The sequence below is a fragment of the Aeromonas sp. S16(2024) genome, assembly GCF_041403065.1.
In the GTDB taxonomy this organism is placed as follows: domain Bacteria; phylum Pseudomonadota; class Gammaproteobacteria; order Enterobacterales; family Aeromonadaceae; genus Aeromonas.
This window is the reverse complement of sequence record NZ_JBGLQX010000026.1, coordinates 18,162-44,160: the sequence shown is the minus strand read 5'-3', so window position 1 is coordinate 44,160 and position 25,999 is coordinate 18,162. Positions and strand designations below refer to the sequence as shown.

The following is a 25,999-nucleotide window of genomic DNA, read 5'->3' as shown; positions in this document are numbered from 1 at the left end:
GCGACAAGATGATCTTTTTTGACGTTGGCAGCCACATGCCCGTCAGGCGCCCCTCGGGTCACTTTTTAACAATTCCCCTCCCCCGCGCCCCTCTCGGAGCGGCCACTCAGCCCCCCTGGTAGCGACCGGGTTTGTGCCAGTTCATCAGCATGGCGTTCATGGCGAGCGCACTCAAGGTGGACCAGAGCAGCAGGGAGAGCGGCAGGGTGAGCAGGGAGAGCGCAAACACCAGCACATCCAGCACCATCTGGCTCTTTCCTGCGTTGATGCCGGTGCGCCTTTGCAGCCAGAGCGTCACCACGCCTACCCCCCCCACCGAGGCGTTGTGGCGGGCCAGGGACAAGACACCCATGCCGAGGAAGGTCCCCCCCACCAGGGCCGAGAACAGGGGGTGGACATAGCTCACCGTCAACAGCAGCGGCACCGCCTGGGTGGCGGCCGAGAGGGCGATGTTGACGATCAGCGTCTTGACCATGAAGGCCCGCCCCATGGTGACATAGCCAAACACCAGGAAGGGCAGGTTGGCCAGGAAGAAGAGCACCCCTATGGGCAGGCTGCTGACATGGGCGAGCAGCAGGGCTATGCCCGCGATGCCGCCGGTGATCATACCGGCGCACTTGAGCAGATTGAGGCCGACTGCGATAAACATGACGCCGAGGATCATGCCGTAGACGTCGTCCTTGAGGGTGTGGGCCAACCCCTTGTCCGCAGAGAGTGGCTGCATGGTCATTTCACCTTCCATATGACTCCTTAACACGAATTGATTGTGGCGTCCCTTGCCCGAAAACCAGGCCGTTCCGGCACGGATGGCAGCGGCGCATTCACCCTGCTGGCACCCGCCCCCGACCTTGCGCCCCTCTGCCCCTGACATCACCATCATGGGCATGACAAGTCACAGCAAAAAGAGCGCCAATCAAAACAAGAGTCCGAGATGCCATCAAAAATCGAATTTAAATTCCGAGTAGTCATCAAGAAACAGATGGATCATACCAATCCGGGGATCGACTCCCGTGCCAGATCAGCATGTTTACCCAATTAACCCAAAAACATGTCGTGGTCCTTCCTGATTAACTCGTTTATTCGGTTGATCATGCCGATAAAATGTCACTTTACAGCATGTAAGATGCCCATCAGGAGGGCGCCATGGGGCTGTCTGGCATGTTTCTGCGGGATTGGGCCCAAGGGCAAACAACAAGGAAGTGCACCATATCAGGGCAAGAGCACCAAAAGTGTGCACCCTGAGGCCAGGCGCTTGCCTCACCCGGCACGACCTGGGTTGGGTGCACCTGCCTTCATCCCCCGCTTCATGTCTCGGCGCCATAAAAAAGTCGGCCCCAAGGCCGACTCGCTGCACGCCGTGACAGGTTTTCCTTATTTGAGGTATTTGCCGTCCACCCCTACCTTGCCAGGGCCGTCCAGCATCCAGCTCCGGGCCGAGTAGGCGGGCACCAGGAAGCTCAGGGCGCGGTTGTCGGCGATCTCTCGGTGAAAATGCCATCCCTCAGAAGAGAGTGGAGTGCGGTATGCCGTTGCCATCCAGGGAGCTTGCCGCCATGATGCAAGGCCCCTTGCCACCTCGGGCAGCAGGGCGGTTCATTCAGGGAGAGAAGATGAGAACATCGGATTACGTGCGGCTGCTGGTGCTGGCGGCCATCTGGGGCGCCAGCTTTCTGTTCATGCGCATCGCCGCGCCCGCCTTCGGCTCGGTCAACACCACCTTCCTGCGGGTCTTCTTCGCTCTGGTCGGGCTCGCCGCCATGCTGTTGCTGCTGCGCACCCCCATGCAGTTTCAGGGCAAGCTCAAGTCCGCCATGGTGCTCGGCATCATCAACTCGGGCGTGCCCTTCCTGATGTACGCCATCGCCGCGCTCTGGCTGCCCGCCGGTTACTCCGCCATCCTCAACGCCACCACGCCCCTGATGGGGGCCCTCATCGGCTTCTCCTTCTTCCACGAGACGCTGACCTTGCGCAAGTGGGCCGGGGTCATGCTGGGGCTGATGGGCATAGCCCTCATCACCACCACGGGAGAGGTGAACCTGACCGGCAATCTCGTCACCGGCGTGCTGGCCTGCCTCATCGCCACCGCCTGCTATGGCTGCGCCGGTTTCCTGACCCGGCGCTGGATCAGCGAGCGGGGCGGCCTCGATGCCAAGCTGGTGGCCTTTGGCAGCCAGCTCGGCGCCTGCCTCTTCCTGCTCCCCTTCTTCGGTTACACCCTGGTGACAGGCCCCGCCGTCAACTGGGCCCTCCCCGAGGTGTGGGCCAGCGTGCTGGCGGTCGGCTTCATCTGCACCGCCCTCGCCTATCTCATCTACTTCAGGCTGATCGCCGATATCGGCCCCCTGCGGTCTCTCACTGTCACCTTCCTGATCCCGCCCTTTGGCATACTGTGGGGCTATCTGGTGCTGGGCGAAACCCTCACCGGCGGCTTCGTGGCGGGCGGCGCCATCGTCTGTCTCGCGGTCTGGCTGGTGGTGAGCCCGAGCAGGGCCGCCAAACCGGCCAAGGCGCAGCCACAGAGCTAACTGCCGGCAGGCAGATCTCCCATGGCTCGGCAGATGGCACAGGCAGACTGGCGCCAGACGCCGCTTCTGCCACAGACACGGACTCGGCGGATGGGCTGAACTGGGGTAAGATGTGCCCCATCGTTTTCTCCCCGCTCCGGCGGACACAGCAGCAGGGCCAGCCTTGAACCACCTCGACGACGCCAGCCAGAGCAGGCAGCAGCAGATCTTCACCGTCACCCGCCTCAACAGCGCCGTGCGCATGATACTGGAGCAGGATCTGGGGCTGGTGTGGCTGACGGGGGAGCTCTCCAACCTGGCGATGCCAAGCTCGGGCCACTGGTACTTCTCCTTGAAAGACATCTCGGCCCAGGTGCGCTGCGCCATGTTCAAGGGCAACAACCGCCGGGTGCCGTTCCGACCGCAAGATGGCATGCAGGTACTGGTGCAGGCGCGGGTCTCCCTCTATGAGCCCCGCGGCGACTACCAGCTCATCATCGAATCCATGCAACCCGCCGGGGACGGCATGCTGGCCCTGCGCTTCGAGGAGCTCAAGCGCCGCCTCGGCGCCGAGGGGCTGTTCGACGAGGGCCGCAAGCGCCCGTTGCCTCGCGAGCCCCGCGCCGTGGGGCTGATCACCTCCGCCACCGGCGCCGCCCTGCACGACATGCTGACAGTGCTCAAACGCCGCGCCCCGGATCTGCCCATCTTTATCTACCCGACCCAGGTGCAGGGCAGCGCCGCCACCGCCCAGATAGTCGCGGCCATTGCCCTGGCCAACCGCCGCGCCGAGGTGGATGTGCTCATCGTCGGTCGCGGCGGCGGGTCGCTCGAAGATCTCTGGTGCTTCAACGAGGAGGCGGTGGCACGCGCCATCGCAAACTCCGCCATCCCGGTGGTGAGTGCTGTGGGCCACGAGGTGGATGTCACCATCAGCGACTTCGCCGCCGACTTGCGCGCCCCCACCCCCTCCGCCGCCGCCGAGCTGGTGGCACCGGACAGGAGCGCCCGCGCCCAGCGTCTGGTGCACCTCAAGCAGCGCCTGGTGCAGGCCATCTCCCGGCGCCAGACCGCCGCCCGCCACGGCTTCGTGCTGCTGCAAAAACGGCTCGACCATCAGGATCCCAAGCGCCGGCTGGAGCAACAGTCCCAGCGTCTGGACGAGCTGTCCGGCCGCCTGCAGCAACTGCTCAATCTGCGCCTGCATCAGGGGGAGCGGCGCCTGGCGAACCTCGAACTTCGCCTGCAGGCCAGGAGCCCTTCCACGCTGCTGGCCGCCGGCAAGCGCCGCCACCAGCTGGCACAAGAGCGGCTCCATACCCTGATGAACAAGCGCCAGGATCTGGCCGCCCACCGCCTCGCCATGCTGAGTGCGCGGCTCGACGGGATAAGCCCGCTGGCCACCCTGGGCCGGGGTTACTCCATCACCCGCACCCCCAGTGGCGAAGTGATAAGCCGCGCCGCCCAGGTGAGCCCGGGCCAGCAACTGGTCACCACGCTCGCAGAGGGGGATCTGCGGGTGCGGGTGGAGGAAGTGCACAACCAATAACGAAAGGGGGCCGTCAATCGGCCCCCTTCTCGTTCCCTCCTCGTCTTGCTCCCTGCCCGTTATACCAACGAGTGACGCCTGGCCCCGCCCGGATGAGCGGCGGGGGTTGCCGCCTCCCCTCCCAGGGGATTTGACTGCAGATACTCGAACAGACCCGCCTGCAGATTGACGTTCCAGAAGCGCCCCGCCAGGGTCAGCGCCAGTGTCTCCCCGGTCAGCTCGGCCAGGCCATGCTGCTGCCAGCGTTCAAAGAGCGGCAACAGATGCGCCCGCAAGGGGGATGGCAAGCGCCCGAGGGCAAGCCAGCCGGTATCGAGGCTACCGCGCAGCAGGCCATCGATGGACGCGTTGGGATTGGGCCTCATCACCATGCCGGGGGCTCGCAGATCGGCGGCCAGCGCCTCGTGCCAGGCCGCCAGATCCCGGCTATACATGAGGCCGTGGCCATGGATGTTGCCCCCCGCCCCCGCACCGAAGGGGAGGATCTCGGCGCCGCGCTTGGCCATCTGGTTGTAGCGGCTCTGCTCGGCCTCGCTGCGCCGCCAGTGACTGCAGGAGAGCCGCTGCCAGCCCCCCTGCTCCAGGGTGTGGGCACCATAGGCATACATGGCTGCCCGTTGCTGGCCATCGGCGGACCAGCCGAGCCGGCCCTTCTCCTGCGCCCGCTCCAGATTGGTGCCCTGCATGGCGATGAGCTGGTAGAGATCCACCCCGTGCACGCCGCTGGCTATCACGTCCGCGATGTCCTGGCGCCACAGGGCCTCATCCTGCCCCGGCAAGCCGAAGATGAGATCCGCGACGATGACGGCGGCGTTATCCCGGGTCAGCTCCCCCAGCCGGGCGAGCAGTGTCTCCCTGTCGTCGAAACGGGCCGCCTGCTGGCGCACCTCTGTGTTGAAGCTCTGCACCCCGAACGAGAAGCGGTTGAAGCCCCCCGCCAGGGCCGTCTGCCACTTCTCGTCATCGAAGCCGTTGAGCCGCCCCTCCAGGGTCAGCTCCGCATCCGGGGTCAGGGGAAAGGCGCGAATGGCCCTGGCCAGTCGTCCCAGATCCGCCGCCGCCATGTCGGTCGGGGTGCCGCCCCCCACGTAGACTGCCGAGAAGGGGCGACTCTGGCCAAAGGGAGACTCGGCGGCCCGCAGCAGGTCGTCGCACAGCGCCGCCATATAACGGCTCATGCGCGCCGGGTTGGCGCCATTTTCGAAGAAGTTGCAGAAGCTGCAGCGCTTGCGGCAGAAGGGTACATGGATGTAGAGCGCCCGCTCCTGGGATTCGCTCGGTCGCTGCCACCAGGCTTGCCAACCGGCGTCGTCCAGCGTCAGGGGGCCTGCACCGCCCCGGCTGGCATGGGCCGAGGTCTTGGCGCCAAAGGCGAACTTCAGGGGATCCGGGGTGGCGAGCCCCGTCATGGTCGGGGTGAACTGTGGCGTCATCACTGGCAGGTTACCGTCTGGAAATAATGCAAATGATAACGAATATCAGTTGAGCCCTGTATTGTGCTGGATCAAGTCCTGGACAGTGACAGGACGTCATCTCACCCCTCTGCCTGGGCGCGAGAGCAGATGTAAAGCGAGATAATGCAGGAGGCGTGGCGGAAAGAGAGCCACTCTCCGGCGGGAGAGTGGTGGCACACACGCATTCGAGCTAACGAAAGAAGGGATCCGGAAAACCGGATGATAGCGGCTGATGCAGGGCGTTGGCAGCTCAGCCGTTGCCTATGATGATGGCGACCCGGCGATTCTCCGCCCGTCCGGCGGCGGTGCCGTTATTGGCGATCGGCGCCTCTTCACCGCGTCCACGGATGTCCAGGTTGGCCGCAGGCATGCCCACAGACGCCAGCACCTCGGCCACGGACTGGGCCCGTTTCAACGAGAGCTGCTCGTTGTAGGCCGCCTCGCCGTTGGAGTCGGTGTGACCGTCCACCCGGGCCCGGTTCAGCCCCACCTCAATCAGGGCCCTGCCCAAGGCTTCCACCACCTTGCGGGTGTCGGGATTGAGGGCCCCCACGTTGTTGGCAAAGAGCACCTTGTTGGAAATATCCAGGGTCCAGCCCTCGTCGGTCAGGTGAAACCCCTGCTCCTTGAGTGCGGCGATCTGCGCCTCGGTGAGGCCCTTGGGCGCGCTCTGGCAAGCCGCCAGCCCACCGAGCAAGAGCGCGAACAGGCCCGCTCTCATCAGGTTGAAAAACGTCATTATTCTCGTCCTTTCATTGTTTTCTATATCAATGTCAAGCAGTTGTCTTATGGTCTGCGGCTCCCTCCCTGCGTTGTCGTTTGGATTCATACATGGCGCCGTCGGCGACCTGCAACAGGGCATCGGCCGTCTGCCCCTGTTCAGGATAAAGGGCGGCGCCGACGCTCACCCCTATCCCCAGATGGCGGCCATCGCTCAGGACCACGGGGGTGGTCATCGCCTGCTGGATCCGCATCATCACCTCCTGCACCTCACTCTCCTGATGCACCGGGGAGAGCAGGATGACAAACTCGTCCCCCCCGAGGCGACACACCAGATCCATGGGCCTGAGCTGATGCTGCACCCGCCGCGCCAGCGCGATGAGCACCTCGTCACCTATGGCATGGCCCAGGTTGTCATTGATCTGCTTGAAGCGATCACAGTCCAGATAGGGCAGGGCGAACCGCTCCTGCCGGGTGCGCCCGGCCTGGATGGCTTGCTCCAGCCGCGCCTCGAACAGCGCCCGGTTGGGCAGTCCGGTGAGGGGATCATGGGTCGCCTGGTGCAACAGGCTGGCATTCTCCCGCTTCTGGTGAGCCTGCCAGGCCTCCAGCTCGTCGAGCAGGGAATTGAAGTCTTCACCCAGCTCGTGCAGCTCGGCGATGTTGGCCGCCGGCACACGCTGCTTGAGGGCGCGCTGGCGGCTGACGTTGTAGGCAACCTCGGTCAGGGCCTTGAGGGGGGCCGTGATGGATCGCTGCATCCGGCGCGCCACGTAGAGCGCTCCCAGGATACTGAGCAGCAGGCACACCAGGGTGGCCATCAGGGTCTGCAACAGGAAACGCAGCAGGTATTGCCCGTGACCGACCAGATGAACCCGGGCTATCTCCTTGTTCTCCCGCACCATGGAGAGCTCCACCGGTCCCGGCAGGATCAGCTGGGCCAACTGCTGCTCCAGCGTGGTCCAGGGGGTGGTGATGTCCCGCCGCCAGCTCGCCAGCACCCGACCACCGGGCAGCAGAATGCTGGCGCTGGCCACGTCCTCCCGGGAGGTGATCGCCTCCAGGGCATCCTTGGCCGCATCCTGGTCATCGAACACCACGGCCGCTTCCGCGGTGTAGCTGATGGCGCGCGCCACCAGCTTGAGGTTGTGATCCGCATAGAGGCGCAGGGCCAGCAGCGCCGTGATGGTCAGGAAGAGGCCCGCCATGCAGACGGCGGTCAGGGAGATCATCATGTGGGTGCGCCCCAGGCTCTGTCGCAGGGTGAGTCGGGGGCTTGCGTGATTGACTGTCATCGCGCCTCCTCATCCGCCCTGGCGAGCTTGAGCACGGCCGGATGCACCCGCACGCCGCTGCGGGCCAGCGCATCCAGGTTGACCCGAAAACGGACCCTCTCTTTGCCAGCCTGCAGGCAGAACACCGCATCGGCGATGCACTCGCGGCTCTGCTCGCTGATGCTGAGGATGGCGTATCCTCGCAGACGCTCGAACAGGGAGAGCCGCTGCTCGGGAGTCAGCACCCCCAGATAGAGCACATCGCAGCGCTGGATCAGCGCCTCGTCGTCGACCTCATACCGGTGCACATCGACCGGGCGGCCATTGGCCTGCTGGCTGATGGTGAGCAGCGACGCCGCATACTCGGTGGGCGCGGCGACGCAGAGCCGCAACCTGGCAGGCTCGCTGGGCCAGCGGGTGTAGCTCAGGATATCGAGCACTGTATGGCGCACCAGCTCGCTGCGCACTTCCGCCGAGGTCGGCGGCGCCGCCTCGCAGGTCAGCACCCAGAAGCAACACAGGGGCGTCAGCCACGTCAGGATCCGAATAGAGGAGAAAAACTGCATGATGCCCGCGCTTATGCTCACGTCGGTACCTGGGAGGTCCGACGCCCATGGAGGGAGTGCCAGAGAGGAGTCGCACCGAGCTTATCAGCCGCCGGGCGGCTGCCTATCCGTACTGGCATCGGCTGCGTCACCGGGCGACGCAGCAATAGCGCCCCCACAGACCAGGACGGGCGCCCCGGGGGCACGCCTTCAGGGTTACTTTTTGCCAATCCCATATTCGCGCAGCTTGTTGGCGATGGCGGTGTGGGAGACCCCGAGCCGCTTGGCCAGCTGGCGGGTAGAGGGGAAGGCCGGGTAGAGCCGCTCCAGCAGCCGGCTCTCGAAGCGCTTCACCGCCTCGTCGAGCCCACCCTCGAACCACTCGTCGATGAGCGGCATGGCGTCGGCCGCCACCGGCAGGTCCACGTGTTCGGGGCCGATTTCGTCCCCTTCCAGCAGGGTCATGGCCCGGTAGAGGCAGTTGCGCAGCTGGCGCACGTTGCCGGGCCAGCGGTAGGCGGTCAGGTATTCGGCCATGTTGCGGGTAAAGCGCGGACGCGGGCGCTGCAACTCGCTCGCGAAGCGGGAGACGAACTGCTGGGCCAGGGCCATGATGTCCGCCTTGCGCTCGCGCAGGGGGGGCAGCGCCAGACTCAAGACGTTGAGGCGGTAGTAGAGATCTTCCCGGAACTTGCCTTCGTGCACCAGATCCAGCAACTGCTTCTGGGTGGTACAGATGAAGCGCACGTTGACCCTCACCTCCTGCTCGTCCCCTACCCGGCGAAAGACGCCATCTTGCAGCACCCGCAGGAACTTGGTCTGCAGATGGGGGGACATGTCGCCTATCTCGTCCAGCATCAGGGTGCCGCCGCTCGCCAGCTCCAGCACACCGCGCTTGCCCTCGGTGTTGTTGCCAAAGGCGCCGGGGGCGTAGCCAAACAGCTCGCTCTCGGCCACGTTGTCCGGCATGGCGGCGCAGTTCAGCGCCATGAAGGGGTGGCTGGATCTCAGGCTGGCGCCGTGACAGGCGCGGGCCAGCAGCTCCTTGCCGGTGCCGGTCTCCCCCACGATGAGCAGGGGGGCATCCTGCATCGCGAGTTTCGCGGCCTGGGCCAGCACCTCCTTCATCTTCTGGCTCTCGGCCTGCAGGTGTTCAAAGCCCCCCACCTCCACCGCATGGAGCGCGCTGAAGTGCATGCCGACCCGGCGGGCGGACTTGAGCACCACAACAGCGCCGGCCAGAGCCTGCCTGCCCTTCTCTTCTGCCACGAACAGCGGCATCAGATCGCCGAGGTACTCCTCGCCGCCGAGGCTGAGTTTGCAGGTCTGGGGCTTGATCTCGCTCGCCTCCAGCCAGCGGACGAAGGAGAAGCCCTTGACCAGGGATGCGAGCGCCAACCCGCGCACCTCTTCCGGCGGCAGCGCCAGGGTGGTGAGGGCGGCCTGGTTGGCCTGGGTCACCCGCCCCTTGCTGTCGAGGGAGAAGACCAGATCCGGCAGCGCCTTGAGCAGGGCCTCTATCTCGTGGTGCTCGCGCTCGGAGGGCATGTAGGGGATGGTCTTGACGTCATAGACGCCGGGAATGCGGCGGATCTCCGGCATCAGGTGCTGGAAATCGCGAAACTCCAGCTCGGGGAAATTGAGATAGATGATGCCTGAGGTATCGATTTCGATGCCGCGCAGATCGATGTTGTGCTCCACCAGTCGGTCGAGCAGTTCCCGGGTCAGGCCCAGACGGTCTTCACAGCTGACTTCAAGACGCATTCGGCACACACTTCCTAGCTAACATTCTGAATAGCCGGATGATACAGACTCGATCCCGCCAGTGCGAGCGCTCCCCCATAAAAATGCGGGCCTGTCCCATTTTCACCGGGCAGGCCCGCACCATCTACAGACGTTTATTTGAGCAGCTGGTCGGTGCGCGCCGCCATGATGAAGTCGTTGCGATGCAAGCCACCAATTTTGTGGGTCCACCAGCTCACTGTCACCTTGCCCCACTCGAGCAAGATCGCCGGGTGGTGGAACTCGGCCTCCGCCAGCTCCCCCAACCGGTTGGTGAAGGCCAGCGCCTCCTTGAAGTTGCGAAAGGCAAATTCACGCCTCAGTTGCAGCTCGCCGTTCACCACCAGGGGCTGCCAGTCGGGGATGGCGTGCATCAGCTCGCTCAGCTCCTGCTCGGTCACCCTGGGGGCATCGGCGCGGCACGCTTCGCACCGCTGGTTTGCCAGTTCAGACATTCGGGACTCCTTTCATCGATGAAATGGGTTGAAAACGGGTTCAGCTCGCCTGCCGGCCAGGGGCCGGGGCAAAGCGGGGCGGACGCAGGCCGAGGCGACGGGCCTCGGCCACCGCCGCCATGATCTCCTGCGGCCCCAGACGGTAGAGGCAATCCAGGCTTGGCAGCACGAAATAGACGGGCTGCATGATGTCGATGCGATAAGGGGTGCGCAGCACCTCCAGCAGATCAAAAGGTTGCAGCACCGGCTTGCCTGAAAGGGCATAGGTGGTCTCGCCGATGGAGGAGAGGATGCCGCCACCGTAGATGCGCAGCCCCTCCCCCTCCTGCAGGAGACCAAACTCCACGGTGAACCAGTAGAGCCGCGCCAGATAGACCCGCTCCTCCTTGCTGGCGTTCAGCCCGAGCTGGCCATAGAGGTGGGTGAAGTGGGCAAAGGCGGGGTTGGTCAGCATGGCGCAGTGGCCGAAGATCTCGTGGAAGATGTCGGGCTCCTGCAGGTAGTCGAGCTCGTCCCGGCGGCGGATGAAGGTGGCCACCGGAAACTGGCGATCAGCGAGCAGGGCAAAGAAGCGATCGAAGGAGATGAGGGCGGGCACGGCGGCCACCGACCAGCCGGTGGTGGGGGTCAGGGCGGCGTTGATCTCCCCCAGTTGCGGGATGCGATCCCGAGGCAGTGCCAGCCTCTCCAGCCCCGCCCTGTATGCGTCGCAGGCCTTGCCCTCGAGCGCCGCAAGCTGGCGCGCGATCAGGATCTGCCAGGTCCCCTGCTCCTCCTTCGAGTAGTGGATGACGCCCTGTTCGTCCGGTTGGTGTGCTGTGTAGCGGCTTGCCATGATCCCTGCCATCTTCGGCCCCTAAAGGCCCCTTGTCGTTGCTCTTCAGGATCACTGTAACGGCTTGCCCAGCAAAAAAGCAGCCGACCCCGAGGTCGGCTGCCTGCCACAGATGTAAATAATTTGTGACATCCAGATCTGCTTTCCCGGGGCGCTGTGGTGGTGGAGACGGCCCGCCCAGAAATGGCTCAGGCAGGGTCCGCCCTTGAATGGCGCTATGACTTACTGAGATAGCCCGCCAGCTGGCCGACAAGCCGCTTGCGCAGCTCCCCGAGCCTGGGTTTCTCGTCCGCACACCAGGGCAGCGGGCGGCACGCCTCTATGGTGCGTAACCCAAGGCGAGCGGTGAGCAGGCCGGCCCCCACCCCTTGCGCAGCGCGGGCGGAGAGCTTGGCGGTAAGCTCGGCTCCCAGCAAGTCCATCCCAACCTCGGTCACCAGCTCGGTGGCACCGGCATAGAGCATGTTGCGAAACACCTGGCGGATGAGGCGAATGCGGCTCCAGTAGCCGAGCTCGATGGCGTAGACATCGGCGATGTCCTCGATCATCCGCAGGTTGCGCCACAGCATCAACATCATGTCGACGGTGGCGAGCGGGCTCAGGGCCACCAGCACGGCGGCCTCCCCCGACCATTTGGCGACCCGGGCCTGGGCGAGCTTGTCTCGCTCGGCCAGCACCAGCTGGCTGTAGAGGGTCAGCACCTCCCGATCGCTGTGGCTCTCGTCGAGCTGGGCCAGCCAGGTGCGATACCCCTCCCGCCCCTTGTCGCCGCTCTTTTCGGCCAGCGCCTCGCAGAAGACCTGCCCCTGCCCCACCCCCTGATGGGCGAGCAGATCTTCGGCCCTTGAGCGTACATCCTGGCGCCGCTTGAGGGTGCGCAGCCGCAGCCACTCGCGCCCCACCACGCCGGCCGTGCCCACCGCCACCAGACCCGAAGCCAGCAGCCAGGCGCCGCCCCAGAGCGGGGTGGTAAGAAACTGGTCGTAGAGGAAGGCGCCAAACTGACCCAGGGAGAGCAGGCCGACCGCCCCCAGCCCCCAGCCCAGCAGGCGATGGCGGCGACGGGGCCGCACCGTCAGGGCCGGGGTCACCTCGGTGAACGCATCGAGCTCCTCGAGTCGCTCGAAGCTCTCTTCTTCCAGCCGCTGGGCTGGGGCCGGGGGCGGCGTCTCGCTCGCCACCGACAGGGTCGGCTCCAGGATCACCTTGCCTTGCAGCGGCACCTTCTGTGTTGTCTGATCGTTCATCTTGTTGTCTGCTCCTTGGTACGGCGCCGGTTATTCGAGGTGATCCCCGAGCAAGAACTCCAGTGCCGCGTCCAGCCGGATATGGGGCAGCGCCTGATGGGCGCTCATGGGCATGGGGCGAAATGCCTGAAAATCGAAGCCCTGGGTGCTCCACCACTGGACTGGCGGTATCTGGGGCGGTACCTCTCCGGGAAACAGCAAGAGCGGCTCCCCGGCCAGGCTGGTGCCGCGGATGGCCGGAAACTCGCGACCATTGGCCTGCCCCTTGCCAACCTCGGTGGCCTTGATGGCGGCCAGCGCCAGGCATTCGGTCTCTATCCCCTCGAAGCGCGCCTGACCCCGACCGCTGCTCACCAGATGCTGGAGCAGGGAGACCAGGGGGCCGTGCTGCTCCGGGGTGACGTGATCGGCCTTGCTCGCCACGAACAACAGCTTGTCGATGCGCGGGGAGAACAGCCGGCGCCACCAGTTGCTCTTGCCATAGGCGAAGCTCTCCATGATGCGGGCGATGGCCTGCTGCATGTCGCCAAAGCTGGCGGCCCCGGCGTTGAGGGGCGCCAGGCAGTCCACCAGCACTATCTGGCGATCGAAGCCCGCGAAGTGCTGCTCGTAGAAGCCCTGCACCAGGTGCTGCTTGTACTGCTCGAAGCGCTGCTTGAAGGTGGCGTAGAGGGTGCCATCGGCAGGCTCCCGGGCCGGCTTGTCCCAGACCCAGGGCACGAATTGCAGCAGCGGCGCCCCGGCATACTCCCCCGGCAGCACGAAACGGCCCGGCTGGATCAGGTGCAGCCCGAGCTCCTGCTTGCAGGCGTGCAGATAGTCGGTGTAGCGCTGTGCCAGCTCGCAGGCCGGCCGCTCCTCGAAGGCTTGCTCGGCCTGCCAGAGCGGGGTCAGCCAGTCGGCTGCCAGGGCCTGCAGCTCGGGGCGGCGCAACTGGTTTGCCACCTGCTCGCTCCACTGCTCGTAGCTCAGATCCAGCAGCGGCAAGTCCAGCAGCCACTCGCCGGGGTAGTCCACCAGATCCACATAGAGGGTGGAGATCTCCCCCAGGTGCCGGCGCACCGGGTGGCGGGTGCGATAGCGAATTTCGAGGCGCACCTCGGCCACCCCCCGGGTGGGCGCAGGCCAGGCGGGGGGGTCACCAAACAGGGCATCGAGGCCCCGCTCGTAGGGGAAGGTGGGGATGTGGGCGTTTTGCTGGGGAACCCGGCGGGCGCCGAGGATCCGCCCCTGGCGCTGGGCATCCCACAGGGGCAGACGGCCGTCGATGGCGGCGTGCTCCAGCTGGTTGACCAGCGCCGTGATGAAGGCGGTCTTGCCACTGCGGGACAGGCCGGTGACCGCCAGCCGGATGTGGCGATCCCGAGCCCGGTTCACCACCTCAAAGGCCTTGTGCTGCAGCACAGACCATGACTGTTCGAGTTTGTTGCGTATCAAGGCGGGTCTTTTTCTCCTGTCACAGCCGAACCATGGGGGTAAGGGCCGGGGCCACGGCCCCGCGCCCTGCGGTACTTACAGCTTGCTGAACTCGCGCTGCAGGCCGAACTCCTTGGAGGTGACCAGCTTCTCGATGCGCTGCACCCTTGGCTCAAGGGCGTCGAGCTCCTGCGCGATGCGGCCGAGCGCCTGGTGAGGGGTGACGCCGGCCTGCCAGCTGCGCGCCTTCATGCGCAGATCGCTAAACTCCGCCTCCTGATCCCCAAACAGGGTGACAGGTTTCTTGTCGAGCAAGAACCAGGCGGCGATGTAGGCGGTGAAGGTGATGAAACCGGCGAAGATGAGGCCGCTGATGGCCAGCAGCCGCACTATCCAGGTCTCCACCCCGAAGTAGTCGGCAAGACCGGCGCAGACGCCCGCTATCTTGCCCTTCTGGGGATCCCGGTAGAGGTTGCGCCCCTCTTTGATCTGCTGTGTCATACCTTGTTCCTCCAACCGGGTACTTCCGCATCCAGAATCGACTCCAGCGCGCCTACTCGCTCCTGCATCTTCTCGGCACGGGCCAATAACCCCTGCAACTGTTCCCGCTCACTGTCGGCAAGGCCTGCACCGATCCGCCCCTTGGCGCGGTAGTGCAGCACCAGCCAGATGGGGGCCACCACCACCATGAAGACCACCATGGGAACCATCAACACACCCAGCAGATCTTCCATCTGTTACTCCCCCTGTTTGCTGTCGCTCTGACCGAGCTTCTGACGCATGGCCTCCAGCTCGCGGCTTATCTGATCGTCCGCTTCCAGCTCGGCAAACTGCTGGGCCAGCGCCTTGTCGGACTGACCCAGATCGGCGCGGGCTTCCATCTCGTCGATGCGGCGCTCCATGCGCTCGAACTTGCTGACCACGGCCTGGCTGTCGCCACGGGCCACCTGGCTTTGCACGTTCAGGCGGCTGCTGGCCGCTTCGCTGCGAATGGCCATCGCCTTCTGGCGGGCACGGGCGTCTTCGAGCTTGGCTTCCAGCTGGCGGATCTCGTCGCCCAGCTTGTCGATGCCGCTGTCCACCGCCTGCTGCTCGCGATAGAGCGCTTCGGCCAGCTCGCTCTGCTTGTTCTTCTCGATGAGGGCGGCTCGGGCCAGATCCTCACGCCCCTTGGTCAGGGCCAGCTCGGCCTTGGCCTGCCATTCGCTCACCCGCTCCTGATGGCGGCTGACCTGACGGCCGATCTCTTTCTGGTTGGCGAGGAAGCGGGCCAGGTTGGAGCGCTCCTTCACCAGTTCATCTTCCATCTCCTGGATAATCAGGCGCACCATCTTCTGGGGATCCTCGGCCTTGTCGAGCAGGGACGTCAGATTGGAGTTGATGATGTCGGCCAGGCGGGAAAAAATACTCATGGTTGTACTCCTGTGATGGGCATTGGGTTGTTTCTCCATTGACAATGGCAACTTGTGTGCCAATCTGGAACAATAATTAACTTGTTGATTTATATGGGCACTCTCCATGAGTTTCAAGACGCCCGGAACAAGAGATGATTAAAATAGCCAACATTTGGTAAGATTAACCAGATTTTTCAACGAACAGGGATCAGGATGACCACGGCCACGGAAAGTCTGTTGGGTGAGTCCAACGCGTTTCTAGAGATCATCGAGCAGGCCTCGCGACTCGCCCCCCTGCGCAAACCCGTGCTCATCATCGGCGAGCGGGGGACCGGCAAGGAGCTCATCGCCCATCGCCTACATTATCTCTCGGATCGCTGGGATCAAAGCTTTGTCACCATCAACTGCGCCACCTTGAGCGAGAGCCTGCTGGAAACCGAGCTGTTCGGCCATGAGGCGGGCTCCTTCACCGGCGCCGCCAAGCGTCATCAGGGCCGGTTCGAGCGAGCCGATGGCGGCACCCTGTTCCTCGACGAGCTGGCCACCACCAGCGCCCGGGTGCAGGAGAAGCTGCTGCGGGTCATCGAGTACGGTGAATTCGAGCGCGTCGGCGGTGCCAAGGCGCTCAAGGTGGATGTGCGGCTGGTGTGCGCCACCAACGAGGATCTGCCGCAGCTGGCGGCCCGGGGACAGTTTCGTCACGATCTGCTGGACCGGCTGGCCTTCGACGTCATCACCCTGCCCCCGCTGCGGGAGCGGCGCGAAGACATACTGATGCTGGCGGAGCACTTCGCCCACGGCATGACCCGGGAGCTGGGGTATCCGCTGTTTGCCGGCTTCTCCCGCAAGGCGACCCAGTTGTTGCAAGACTACCCCTGGCCCGGCAACGTGCGGGAGCTCAAGAATGTGGTGGAGCGCAGCCTCTACCGTCAGGGCAATCCGCAGTTGCCGCTGTCGGAGCTGGTGATCAACCCCTTCGACTCCCCCTGGCGCCCCCGTACCGGCAGCCCGTCCCCGGTTGCCACCGAGGCGGCCTCTGCAAGCGGCCCCCAGGCCATGAGCCTGCCACTGGATCTCAAGGGGGCGGTCGCGGATTACGAGATTAATTTACTCAAGCAAGCGATGCAGCAATCCCAGTATAATCAGCGCAAAGCCGCCCAATTGCTGACCCTGAGCTATCACCAGTTCAGGGGCATGCTGCGCAAATACCAGCTGCTCGAGGGGGATGACAACAATGGCAATACGGACAACGACTGACCCTCTGCCACCACCCGTTCCGAAGCATGCTGTGCAAATACCAGCAGCTCGAGGGAATTGACGAGGGGGGATGTTCGCCTCCCCCTCGATGGGACGCCCTGCCCGGCAGGCTCCCGCAACGCGCCCGCCCTCTGGCGGGCAACTCTGTCTGAAAACATGGTTCCAACATGAGAATGCTCACACCACTGCTGCTCGGTCTCCTGGTACTGGTCACCGGCTGTCAGAAACAAGACGATGCCTCCAGGACCGGGCTCATCTATTGTGCCGACGGGGCGCCCAGATCCTTCAACCCGCAGCTTGCCAATTCAGAGGCGACCCTGGATGCCAGCGCCCGCCCGCTCTACGATCGCCTGCTCGAGGTCAATGCCAATACCCTCAGCATCGAGGGGGGCCTCGCCACCCACTGGCGCAGCAGCGAGGACGGCCTCTCTTATACCCTGACTCTGCGCAAGGGCGTGACCTTCCATCGCACCCCCTGGTTCAATCCAACGCGCCACTTCAACGCCGATGACGTGCTTTTCACCTATCATCGCCTGCTGGACGAGCACCACCCCTTCCACAGCATCTCGGGTGGCGAGTACCCCTATTTTCACAGCCTGGGGCTGAGTAGCCTCATCAAACGGGTCTACAAGAAGGGCCCCCATGAGGTGGTGTTCGAGCTGAACCGGCCGGATGCCTCCTTCCTCGCGACCCTGGCCAGCGACTACGCCATCGTGCTCTCGGCCGAATATGGCGAGCAGATGATCAAGGCTGGTACGCCAGAACTGCTGGACAGCCGCCCCATAGGGACGGGCCCCTTCAGCTTCAAGGAGTACCGTCACAACGAGTTCGTGCGCTACCTGCGCCACCCCGGCTACTGGGGCGGCGAGGCGAAGATTGAGCAGCTCATCTACGACATCACCCCCAAGTCGTCCAAGCGACTCGCCAAGCTGCTGACCGGCGAGTGCGACGTGATGAGCACTCCCTCCGCCAGCCAGCTGTCGGTGATCGACAGGGACGCCCACCTCAATCTGTCGGTACAGTCGGGCATGAACGTCGCCTTCCTAGCCCTCAATACCCGCAAGGCCCCCTTCAACAAGGTGCAGGTGCGTCAGGCGCTGGCCAGTGCCATCAACGTGCAAAACCTGCTGCAGGCGGTCTATTTCGAGACCGGTCAGCCTGCCGCCAGCCTGCTGCCGCCGCTCTCCTGGGGCTACAACCCCTCCCTGACCCAGCGCAAGCCCGATCTCAGGCTCGCCCGTCAGCTGCTCAGGGATGCCGGCTACCCGCAGGGGTTCGAGATGCAGGTGCTGGTGCAGCCCGGCGCCCGCCCCTACAACCCGGACGGCCTCAAGACGGCCCAGTTGATGCGCAGCGATCTCGCCAAGATAGGGGTGAAGCTCAAGATAGTGCAGCAGGCCTGGCCGGTCATCGAGACCCGGCTCGCCCACGGGCAGTATGACAGCCTGTTGTCGGGGTGGATCGCCGACAACGCGGATCCGGACAACTTCTTCCGCCAGCTGCTGAGCTGCGCCGCCGTCGAGCGGGGCAACAACTACAGCCGCTGGTGCAGCCCCGCCTTCGATCAGCTGCTGGACGACGCGGTGACCACACCGCAACTCGCCTTCCGCCTGCGCAACTATTACTATGCCCAGTCGCTGCTCAACGAACAGTTGCCGCTCATCCCGCTGGCCCATGCCCTGCGCACCCAGGTGAGCCGCAGCGACATCCAGGGACTGACCCTGATGCCCTTCGGCGGTACCACTTTCAACCAGGCCTATCGGGAGTGAACATGGCGGGCATCCATCCCATCGGTGGCATCTGGCCTCCCTTCCCATCGACGCACCCCTGCGCGGAGGCATAAGCATGTTTTTTTATATTCTGCGTCGCATCACATTGCTGGTGATCACCCTGCTGGTGCTGACCATGGGGGCCTACCTGCTTGAGTTTCGCCTCATCGGCCAGGTGCTGGACTTCTGGCACGGCTACCCGGACTTCCTGCAGCGCATCGTCGCCGGGGATTTCGGCCTCTCCAGCGTCTCCGGCCTGCCGGTGCTTGACGAGATCCGTCACTACTTCCCGGCGACCCTGACCCTCTGTCTCGCGGCCTTCGCCATCTCGCTGCTGGTGGGGATCCCGCTCGGGACCCTGGCGGCTCTCTATCAGGGGCGCGGCCTGGATCTCTCCATCATGGCCGCCGGCCTCATCGGCTACGCCGTGCCCGTCTTCTGGCTGGCACTGCTGATGGTGATGTTCTTCTCCCTGGATCTCGGCTGGCTGCCCTCTTCGGGGCAGATAAGCCTGCTCTACGACGTCCCCTCCATCACCGGGATCGCCATCGTCGACGTGCTGATGAGCCAGGAGCCCTGGCGCGAGGCGGCACTCCATGACGCCCTGCGCCACCTGGTGCTGCCGTCCCTGGTGCTGGCCGTGGTGCCGACCACCGAGGTGATCCGCCACGTGCGCAGCTCCCTCATCGACGTGATGAAGCAGAACTACATCAAGGCCGCCGCCAGCCGTGGCCTCTCCCGCCGCCAGATCGTCTGGCGCCACGGCCTCAAGAATGCCCTGCCCCCCGTGCTGCCCCTGCTCGGCCTGCAACTCGGCAGCGTGCTCACCTCCGCCATGATCACCGAGGTGGTGTTCGACTGGCCCGGGATCGGCCGCTGGCTGGTGAGCAGCATAGCGCTGCAGGACTATGCCGCCATCCGCGGCGCCTTCCTGGTGGTGGCCAGCTTCGTCATCTTCATCAGCGTCAGCACCGAGTTGCTGACCACCATCATGTATCCGGCACGGCGCAAAGAACTCTATGCAAAACAAGACTGAGTATGCCCACAGCGGCACGCACGCCAGCATGTCGGCCTCGCGCTGCTCACCGCCTTCATGCTGTATCCCGCACGGCGTAAAGAACGCTATGCAAAACAAGACTGATTGGGCTCCTTTGGCAAGACGCTGCCGCATATGCGCCCCCTTTGTCCGCCACGGCGCAAGATCCCCAATCCAACACAAGACTGACCCCGCTCATGGCCAGGGCTGGAGCCTGCATCATGCACGATAAATCGAACATCTATCCGGAGCTCAGGATCCTCTCCCCTCTGGAGCAGACCTGGGCCTCCTATCGCCGCAATCCGCTGGCCATGGGGGGGCTCTGGTGCTTCGGCCTGCTGCTGCTCATCACCCTGGTGGGGCCCCTGGTGGTGCCCTACGGCATCGATGATCAGCACAGCGGCCGCCTGCTGCTAGCCCCCTCCTGGGCCAGCACGGGGAACATAGACTACTTCCTCGGCACCGACGATCTGGGCCGCGACATCCTCTCCCGCCTCGTGGTGGGGGCCCGCCTCACCTTCGGCAACGCCTTGCTGGTGGTGGTGATAGCGCTCCTCGTCGGCTCGGCCATCGGTATCCTCGGCGGCATGAGCAAGGGGGTGAAGTCGAGCGTGCTCCATCACCTGCTCGACACCCTGCTCTCCATCCCCTCCCTGCTGCTGGCCATCATAGTGGTCGCCATCCTGGGGCCAGGGCTGTTCAACACCCTGATCGCCATCACGCTGGCGTTGATACCGCCCTTCATCCGGGCGACCTACAACGCCGTCCACGCCGAGATGCAGAAGGAGTACATCATAGCCAGCCGCCTCGACGGTTCGCCCCCCTTGCGGATCATGCGTCTGGCCATACTGCCGAACATAGTGGAAACCCTGGTGACCCAGACCACCCGGACCCTCTCTGCCGCCATCCTGGATATCTCGGCGGTGGGCTTCCTCGGCCTCGGGGCCCAGTCCCCCCAGCCGGAGTGGGGCGCCATGCTGGCGGATTCGAGCGATCTCATCTATCTGGCCCCCTGGACGGTGACTCTGCCGGGCATGGCCATTCTGTTCAGCGTGCTGGTGACCAACCTGGTAGGTGAAGGCATTCGCGAAGCGCTTAAAGAAGGGAACGACTGATGCAATGTTCTGTGCCGAAGAAAGGCATGCTCACCCTTGTTCTCCGCCCATTCCTGTACGGCGTGCTGGTCAACCCATCGCTGGTAGGCGAAGGGATCCGCGAAGCGCTCAAAGAGGGGAACGATTGATGATACTGCGGCTCTATACCATCAAGGACGGCATGGCCCAGATGCAGCACGCCCTGCCACACCCCCATGAGGAGCGCCACTGATGCCCTTGCTCGACATACGCAACCTGACCATAGAGATCGACACCCCCCAGGGCAAGGTCAAGGCGGTGGACAGGGTCAGCCTGACCCTGAACGAGGGGGAGATCCGCGGCCTGGTCGGAGAATCAGGCTCGGGCAAGAGCCTGGTGGCCAAGGTGATCGTCGGTATCCAGAAGGACAACTGGACGGTGCGCGCCGACCGGATGCGCTTCAACGACATGGACCTGCTGACCATGGCCCCCAAGGAGCGACGCCGCATCATGGGCCGGGAGATCGCCATGATCTTCCAGGATCCCATCAGCTGTCTCGACCCCTCCGAGGAGATAGGCACCCAGCTCGAGGAGGCCATCCCCACCAGCGCCTTCGCCGGCAAATTCTGGCAGCGCTTCCAGTGGCGCAAGAAGCGGGCCATCGCCCTCTTGCACCGGGTCGGGGTCAAGGATCACCGCAAGGTGATGCGGGCCTATCCCCACGAGCTGTCGGATGGCATGTGCCAGAAGGTGATGATCGCCATGGCCATCGCCAATCAGCCGCGGCTGCTGGTGGCGGATGAACCCACCAGCGCCATGGAGTCCACCACCCACTCCCAGATCCTGCGACTGCTGGACAAGATGAACAAGCTGGGCAACACCACCATCCTCATCATCAGCAACGACATCGCCGCCATCGCGAACCTGACCGACACCATCAACATCATGTACTGCGGCCAGATGGTGGAAGTGGGCACCCGGGATCAGATCCTCGAATCCCCCCGTCACCCCTATACGGACGCCCTGCTCAAGTCCATTCCCGACTTTGACAAGCTGGTGCGCCACAAGTCCCGGCTCGAGACCCTGCCCGGGGTGATCCCCCCCCTGCAGCACCTGCCCATCGGCTGCCGCCTCGGCCCCCGCTGCCCATACGCCCAGAAGCAGTGTGTGCAGACCCCGCTGATGAGCAAGGTCAAGGGACACCAATTTAGCTGCCACTTCCCCTTGAACATGGAAGAGCCGAAGAAATGAGCCCGAGTCATCACCACTCCATGCCCAATCAGCAAGGCCAAGGGACATCCATGCCCCAACTGCTACTTCCCCTTGAACATGGAAGAGCCGAAGAAATGAACCCGAGTCATCACCAGCCCATGTCCAATCGGCAAGGCCAAGGGACATCCATTTCCAAGCTGCCACTTCCCACTGAACATGGAAGAGCCGAAGAAATGAGCCCGAGTCATCACCAGCCCATGCCCAATCAGCAAGGCCAAAGGACATCCATGCCCCAGCTGCCACTTCCCGCTGAACATGGAAGAGCCAAAGAAATGAGCCTGATCGTGAATGTCGTCATGAAGGAGCCAAGCCTGTGATCGAACCCGCCCTGTTGCAGGTCAGGGGCCTGTGCAAGACCTATCAGAACCGCACCGGCCTGTTTCGGCGCCAGGCAGTGGAGGCCATCAAGCCCCTGTCGTTTGATCTCGGGGTGGGCCAGACCCTGGCCATCGTCGGAGAGGCGGGCTCTGGCAAGAGCACCCTGGCGCGGATCCTGGCCGGTATGATAGAGCCGAGCGGCGGCGAGATCGCCATCGAGGGGCAGCCCCTGGTTCACGGTGACTATCAGACCCGCTGCAAGCTGCTGCGGATGATCTTCCAGGACCCCAACACCTCGCTCAACCGAAAGATCCGGGTCGGCCAGATCCTGGAGACGCCGCTTCGCCTCAACACGGCCCTGAGCGAGGAGGAGCGCCGGGAGAAGGTGATCCAGACCCTGCGCATGGTGGGCATGCTGGCAGATCACGCGCTCTTCTACCCCCAGATGCTCTCCGCCGGTCAGCAGCAACGGGTGGGGCTGGCGCGGGCGCTGATCCTCAACCCGAAAATCGTGGTGGCCGACGAGGCGCTCTCCACCCTGGACATCTCGGTGCGCTCCCAGATCATCAACCTGCTGCTGGAGATGCAGGAGACCATGGGGCTGAGCTATGTGCTGGTGGCCAACGATCTGGGCATCGTCAGCCACATCAGCGACGAGGTATTGGTGATGCACGAGGGCCGGGTGGTGGAGCGCGGCAAGACCCTCAAGGTGTTTGCCGATCCCCAGCACGACGTGACCCGCCGCCTGATCCAGAACTACAACAACGAATACCGCCGCTGATCCCCAGCCGTTCCCCCTCCGGCCCATGGGCCGGACATAAAAAAACCCGGCCTGATGTCACATCAGTCGCCGGGGGATTGCGCTCAAAAAAGTGATTGCGTCGCTCGTAGTAGGAACACCGAGATAGTAGGCAGCCCCTTTGGGCTCAACAACTGTCAGATCTGACAGGCAGGCCGCTATGGAACCTGAACTGCGGGTCCGGCGAGCAGATAAGCTCGGCTTCAATCCGGCCAAAATAGGCGACCCGCTCGCTGATATCCTCCCCGGCGTACTGCTCGGCCAGTGCCAGATAATCCTGGTAGTGGCGTGCCTCCGATCGCAGCAGAGAGACATAGAAGCGGCCCAGCTCCTCGTCCAGATGGGGGGCAATCTTGGCAAAGCGCTCGCAGGAGCGCGCCTCTATGTAGGCGCCGATGATCATCTTGTCCACCACGGCCGCCGGCTCGTAGGTGCGCACGTGGGCCAGCAGACTGCGGGCATAGCGGGAGGCGGTGACGGGCCCGTAGGGGATGCCGCGGGCCTGCATGATCTCCAGCACCTGCTCGAAGTGGTGCAGCTCCTCCTGAATGAGCCGCACCATGGGGAACAACAGGGGGTTGCGTTCGAGCTCGGCGAACACGCTTCTGTCGGACTCCCCCATGGTGCGTTTGCCGAGGATCTCGGCCTTCTCTGGGATGGCGTCCAGCTCACGGTAAAATTCGAGCTTGGGCAGCAGGTGGCGCTTCTCCTTGGGCAGGCAGTAGCGGCGCACCAGGCTGTGGGCCGTCAGGGCGGCCTTGTTCTCGCAGTTGGCGTGATCGATGAGCAGGGTCGGCAATTGGGCGGGATCCCGCGCCATTGCCACCCACTCATCCGGGGTCTCGCAATGCAGGAACTGGCGCACGGGTGCTAACAAGTCATCCATCTGAATTCTCGTCTGTTCTGGTTGATACGGCATTTTGTCGAGTGGATACCACTGCGCTAAGGGCGTTATAGGGTGACTATGCTAGCGGATCCCGCGGTCACTGCCCACACCCGGCTGCATAAGTGCTTTTTTTTCAAACAGATAAGATCCCTCACCCATTTACCCAGACACGACAATGGGGGCCGCAGCCCCCATCTCATCTCTGTCATTGACAGCGAAAACGTTTAACTGCCTTCGTTGAAGATCTCCAGGTTGCTGGTCCCTTCCTGCCACTCGCGCACCGCCTTGTTGTCATCGCTGCGCAGGGCGTTCAGGTGGTCCAGATAGCCCTGATCCACGTCGGAGGTGACGTAGTGGCCATTGAACACCGAGGTCTCGAAGTGGCGCAGTTCGGGGTTGATCTCCCGCACCGCCTCTTCCAGATCTTCCAAATCCTGGAAAATCAGGCCATCGGCGCCGATCAGCTTGCACACCTCTTCCACTTCACGGCCATGGGCGATCAGCTCGTTGGCGGTGGGCATGTCGATGCCGTAGACGTTGGGGAAGCGGATCTCCGGTGCCGCCGAGGCGAAGTAGACCTTGGCCGCCCCCGCTTCACGGGCCATCTGGATGATCTGCTCGGAGGTGGTGCCGCGGACGATGGAGTCATCCACCAGCAGCACCTTCTTGCCCTTGAATTCGGAGCTGATGGCGTTGAGCTTGCGACGCACCGACTTCTTGCGCTGGGTCTGGCCCGGCATGATGAAGGTACGGCCGATGTAGCGGTTCTTCACGAAGCCCTGGCGGTAAGGCAGGCCCAGGGTATGGGCGATCTCCAGCGCCACGTCGCAGGAGGTCTCGGGGATGGGGATGACCACGTCCACGTCGAGATCTTCCCACTCCCGTGCAATCTTCTTGCCCAGCTTGCGGCCCATGTTGAGGCGGGCGGCGTAGACGGAGACCTTGTCGATGCACGAATCGGGGCGGGCGAAGTAGACGTACTCGAAGATGCAGGAGCTCATCTGCGGGTTTTCCGCACACTGCTCGGAGAAGAGCTGGCCCTGCTCTGTGATGTAGATGGCCTCGCCCGGGGCGACGTCACGCACCGTCTCGAAACCGATGGCATCCAGCGCCACGCTCTCGGAGGCGAGCATGTACTCCACCTGGCCCTGATCGTCGACGCGACGACCCAGGATCAGCGGACGAATGCCGTTGGGATCGCGGAAACCGATGAGGCCGTGGCCGATCACCAGCGACACCACGGCATAGGCGCCGCGGATCTGCTGGTGCACCTTGCGCACCGCAGAGAAGATGTCCGCAGGGGCCAGCGCCATCTTGTCGCACAGATCCAGCTCGTGGGCCAGCACGTTCAGCAGCACTTCGGAGTCCGAGGTGGTGTTGATGTGGCGGCGGGCCACCTTGAACTGCTGCTCCTTGAGATCCTTGGCGTTGGTGAGGTTGCCGTTATGGGCCAGCACCATGCCGTAGGGAGAGTTCACGTAAAAGGGTTGGGCTTCAGCGGCACTGGAGCTGCCTGCGGTGGGATATCTGACATGTCCTATGCCGATATGCCCCTTCAGTCGCTGCATGTGGCGCACTTCAAACACATCCTTCACCAGGCCGTTGGCCTTGCGTTGCCGGAAGTTTCCACTGTCAATGGTCACGATCCCGGCGGCATCCTGTCCCCTGTGCTGCAACACCGTCAAGGCGTCGTAGAGGGCCTGATTGACGGGGGTGGTGCCAACTATACCGACAATACCGCACATGTCTTTGCTACCTCGAAGTCACTGTACCTGTTGAAGAAAACTGGACGAGTTCAGCATGAACCCGAAAAACCACTGGATCACCGGCTTGAACTCGGGAACCAGTCTGGACGCCACCCACCAGTCGCTCTGGGAGAGGCTGGTGAAGGTATCCATAAAAAACAGCAGGGCACTGACGATCAGTACCCCGCGAATGGCGCCAAAACAGACACCCAGCACCCGATCCGTGCCGGAGAGTCCCGTCTTTTCCACCAGCAAGCCCACCACGTAGTTGACCACGCTCCCCAGGATCAGGGTCGCCACGAAGAGGGCGGCGATGGCCAGGCCGTTGCGCACCATGGCGTCGGAGAAGGAGGTGAAGTAGACGGCGAGATCGGGATAGAAATGGCTGGCAATGAAAAAGGCGACGAACCAGGTGACGAGGGACATGGCTTCCTTCAGGAAGCCGCGCACCAGGCTGATGAGGGCAGAGAAACCGACGATGCCGATGATGGCGTAATCAATCCAGACCATAGAAAAAGATGTCCTGCGAAATTGCGGCGCAGTCTAACAAAAACGATTGCGCAATGCTTGATAAAAATGTGTTAAAGGTTCAATGGAGCGCCGAAGGAGACCGCTCCTCTCCCCTGCCGGGGGGCGACTGGCGCCCAAATGCACAACGCCATGGCATGG

26 protein-coding genes are annotated in these 25,999 nt (G+C 63.8%); 9 read left to right on the top strand and 17 right to left on the bottom strand.

Features of this window, described 5'->3' with window-relative positions:
- Positions 1–106: 106 nt before the first annotated feature.
- Both ACB030_RS17250 and ACB030_RS17245 read right to left on the bottom strand, forming a co-directional pair.
- Entirely contained in the window at positions 107–742 is a 636-nt protein-coding gene (locus ACB030_RS17250; RefSeq protein ID WP_371161486.1) for a YitT family protein, read from the bottom strand.
- 629 nt (positions 743–1,371) lie between these two features.
- Positions 1,372–1,536, bottom strand: coding sequence for a hypothetical protein (locus ACB030_RS17245; protein ID WP_371161484.1), 165 nt, complete (start codon positions 1,534–1,536; stop codon positions 1,372–1,374).
- Between the two features lie 74 nt (positions 1,537–1,610).
- On the opposite strand from ACB030_RS17245, the gene ACB030_RS17240 reads away from it, so the two are divergent.
- Together ACB030_RS17240 and xseA are read left to right on the top strand one after the other, a co-directional pair.
- Positions 1,611–2,525: a DMT family transporter gene (locus ACB030_RS17240; RefSeq protein WP_371161482.1), complete on the top strand. Its 915-nt coding sequence runs from the start codon at positions 1,611–1,613 to the stop codon at positions 2,523–2,525.
- Between the two features lie 163 nt (positions 2,526–2,688).
- Positions 2,689–4,053: an exodeoxyribonuclease VII large subunit gene (gene xseA / locus ACB030_RS17235; RefSeq protein WP_371161480.1), complete on the top strand. Its 1,365-nt coding sequence runs from the start codon at positions 2,689–2,691 to the stop codon at positions 4,051–4,053.
- A gap of 59 nt (positions 4,054–4,112) precedes the next feature.
- Here xseA and hutW read toward each other — a convergent pair whose 3' ends face one another.
- From hutW to pspA, 12 genes are all read right to left on the bottom strand, one after another.
- Positions 4,113–5,486: a heme anaerobic degradation radical SAM methyltransferase ChuW/HutW gene (gene hutW, locus ACB030_RS17230; RefSeq protein WP_371161478.1), complete on the bottom strand. Its 1,374-nt coding sequence runs from the start codon at positions 5,484–5,486 to the stop codon at positions 4,113–4,115.
- A 271-nt stretch (positions 5,487–5,757) separates the two neighbouring features.
- Complete coding sequence (locus ACB030_RS17225) at positions 5,758–6,246, bottom strand: OmpA family protein (protein ID WP_371161476.1); 489 nt, start codon at positions 6,244–6,246, stop codon at positions 5,758–5,760.
- 34 nt (positions 6,247–6,280) lie between these two features.
- A complete protein-coding gene (locus tag ACB030_RS17220) occupies positions 6,281–7,522 on the bottom strand; it encodes a diguanylate cyclase domain-containing protein (RefSeq protein WP_371161474.1) in 1,242 nt (413 codons plus the stop codon).
- Positions 7,519–8,067: a YfiR family protein gene (locus ACB030_RS17215; RefSeq protein WP_371161497.1), complete on the bottom strand. Its 549-nt coding sequence runs from the start codon at positions 8,065–8,067 to the stop codon at positions 7,519–7,521. The genes ACB030_RS17220 and ACB030_RS17215 overlap by 4 nt, the downstream gene beginning before the upstream one ends.
- Positions 8,068–8,262: 195 nt before the next feature.
- Positions 8,263–9,810, bottom strand: coding sequence for a transcriptional regulator TyrR (tyrR, locus tag ACB030_RS17210; protein WP_371161471.1), 1,548 nt, complete (start codon positions 9,808–9,810; stop codon positions 8,263–8,265).
- 134 nt (positions 9,811–9,944) lie between these two features.
- A complete protein-coding gene (locus tag ACB030_RS17205; protein WP_371161469.1) occupies positions 9,945–10,283 on the bottom strand; it encodes a 4a-hydroxytetrahydrobiopterin dehydratase in 339 nt (112 codons plus the stop codon).
- Between the two features lie 40 nt (positions 10,284–10,323).
- On the bottom strand, positions 10,324–11,118 hold the full coding sequence (gene phhA / locus ACB030_RS17200; RefSeq protein ID WP_371161495.1) for a phenylalanine 4-monooxygenase: 795 nt from the start codon (positions 11,116–11,118) through the stop codon (positions 10,324–10,326).
- 215 nt (positions 11,119–11,333) lie between these two features.
- Positions 11,334–12,365 carry a YcjF family protein gene (locus tag ACB030_RS17195; protein WP_371161468.1) on the bottom strand — a complete coding sequence of 344 codons (1,032 nt, stop codon included), beginning with the start codon at positions 12,363–12,365 and terminating at the stop codon, positions 11,334–11,336.
- A 30-nt stretch (positions 12,366–12,395) separates the two neighbouring features.
- On the bottom strand, positions 12,396–13,802 hold the full coding sequence (locus tag ACB030_RS17190) for a YcjX family protein (protein WP_371161466.1): 1,407 nt from the start codon (positions 13,800–13,802) through the stop codon (positions 12,396–12,398).
- 75 nt (positions 13,803–13,877) lie between these two features.
- On the bottom strand, positions 13,878–14,282 hold the full coding sequence (gene pspC, locus ACB030_RS17185) for an envelope stress response membrane protein PspC (RefSeq protein ID WP_371161464.1): 405 nt from the start codon (positions 14,280–14,282) through the stop codon (positions 13,878–13,880).
- Complete coding sequence (pspB, locus tag ACB030_RS17180; protein WP_025326779.1) at positions 14,279–14,515, bottom strand: envelope stress response membrane protein PspB; 237 nt, start codon at positions 14,513–14,515, stop codon at positions 14,279–14,281. The genes pspC and pspB overlap by 4 nt, the downstream gene beginning before the upstream one ends.
- A 3-nt stretch (positions 14,516–14,518) precedes the next feature.
- Positions 14,519–15,193 carry a phage shock protein PspA gene (gene pspA, locus ACB030_RS17175; protein WP_371161462.1) on the bottom strand — a complete coding sequence of 225 codons (675 nt, stop codon included), beginning with the start codon at positions 15,191–15,193 and terminating at the stop codon, positions 14,519–14,521.
- A gap of 195 nt (positions 15,194–15,388) precedes the next feature.
- On the opposite strand from pspA, the gene pspF reads away from it, so the two are divergent.
- The 7 genes from pspF to ACB030_RS17140 all read left to right on the top strand — a co-directional run bounded on the left by pspF (position 15,389) and on the right by ACB030_RS17140 (position 22,681).
- A complete protein-coding gene (gene pspF, locus ACB030_RS17170; protein WP_371161460.1) occupies positions 15,389–16,432 on the top strand; it encodes a phage shock protein operon transcriptional activator in 1,044 nt (347 codons plus the stop codon).
- Positions 16,433–16,605: 173 nt separating this feature from the next.
- A complete protein-coding gene (gene sapA, locus ACB030_RS17165) occupies positions 16,606–18,201 on the top strand; it encodes an ABC transporter substrate-binding protein SapA (RefSeq protein ID WP_025326776.1) in 1,596 nt (531 codons plus the stop codon).
- Between the two features lie 76 nt (positions 18,202–18,277).
- Entirely contained in the window at positions 18,278–19,237 is a 960-nt protein-coding gene (locus tag ACB030_RS17160) for an ABC transporter permease (protein ID WP_371161458.1), read from the top strand.
- 221 nt (positions 19,238–19,458) lie between these two features.
- A complete protein-coding gene (locus ACB030_RS17155; protein ID WP_139435476.1) occupies positions 19,459–20,352 on the top strand; it encodes an ABC transporter permease subunit in 894 nt (297 codons plus the stop codon).
- Positions 20,352–20,480: a hypothetical protein gene (locus ACB030_RS17150; protein WP_303804973.1), complete on the top strand. Its 129-nt coding sequence runs from the start codon at positions 20,352–20,354 to the stop codon at positions 20,478–20,480. The genes ACB030_RS17155 and ACB030_RS17150 overlap by 1 nt, the downstream gene beginning before the upstream one ends.
- A gap of 82 nt (positions 20,481–20,562) precedes the next feature.
- Positions 20,563–21,561 carry an oligopeptide/dipeptide ABC transporter ATP-binding protein gene (locus ACB030_RS17145; RefSeq protein ID WP_005325353.1) on the top strand — a complete coding sequence of 333 codons (999 nt, stop codon included), beginning with the start codon at positions 20,563–20,565 and terminating at the stop codon, positions 21,559–21,561.
- A gap of 334 nt (positions 21,562–21,895) precedes the next feature.
- On the top strand, positions 21,896–22,681 hold the full coding sequence (locus ACB030_RS17140; protein ID WP_205641608.1) for an ATP-binding cassette domain-containing protein: 786 nt from the start codon (positions 21,896–21,898) through the stop codon (positions 22,679–22,681).
- Between the two features lie 145 nt (positions 22,682–22,826).
- Here ACB030_RS17140 and ACB030_RS17135 read toward each other — a convergent pair whose 3' ends face one another.
- The 3 genes from ACB030_RS17135 to ACB030_RS17125 all read right to left on the bottom strand — a co-directional run bounded on the left by ACB030_RS17135 (position 22,827) and on the right by ACB030_RS17125 (position 25,840).
- Positions 22,827–23,585, bottom strand: a complete 759-nt coding sequence (locus ACB030_RS17135; protein WP_371161455.1) for a tRNA-(ms[2]io[6]A)-hydroxylase — start codon at positions 23,583–23,585, stop codon at positions 22,827–22,829.
- A 224-nt stretch (positions 23,586–23,809) separates the two neighbouring features.
- Positions 23,810–25,330 (bottom strand): amidophosphoribosyltransferase, encoded by a 1,521-nt coding sequence (purF, locus tag ACB030_RS17130; RefSeq protein WP_371161453.1) that lies wholly within the window; start codon positions 25,328–25,330, stop codon positions 23,810–23,812.
- Between the two features lie 18 nt (positions 25,331–25,348).
- A complete protein-coding gene (locus ACB030_RS17125; RefSeq protein WP_025326766.1) occupies positions 25,349–25,840 on the bottom strand; it encodes a CvpA family protein in 492 nt (163 codons plus the stop codon).
- Between the last annotated feature and the right edge of the window lie 159 nt (positions 25,841–25,999).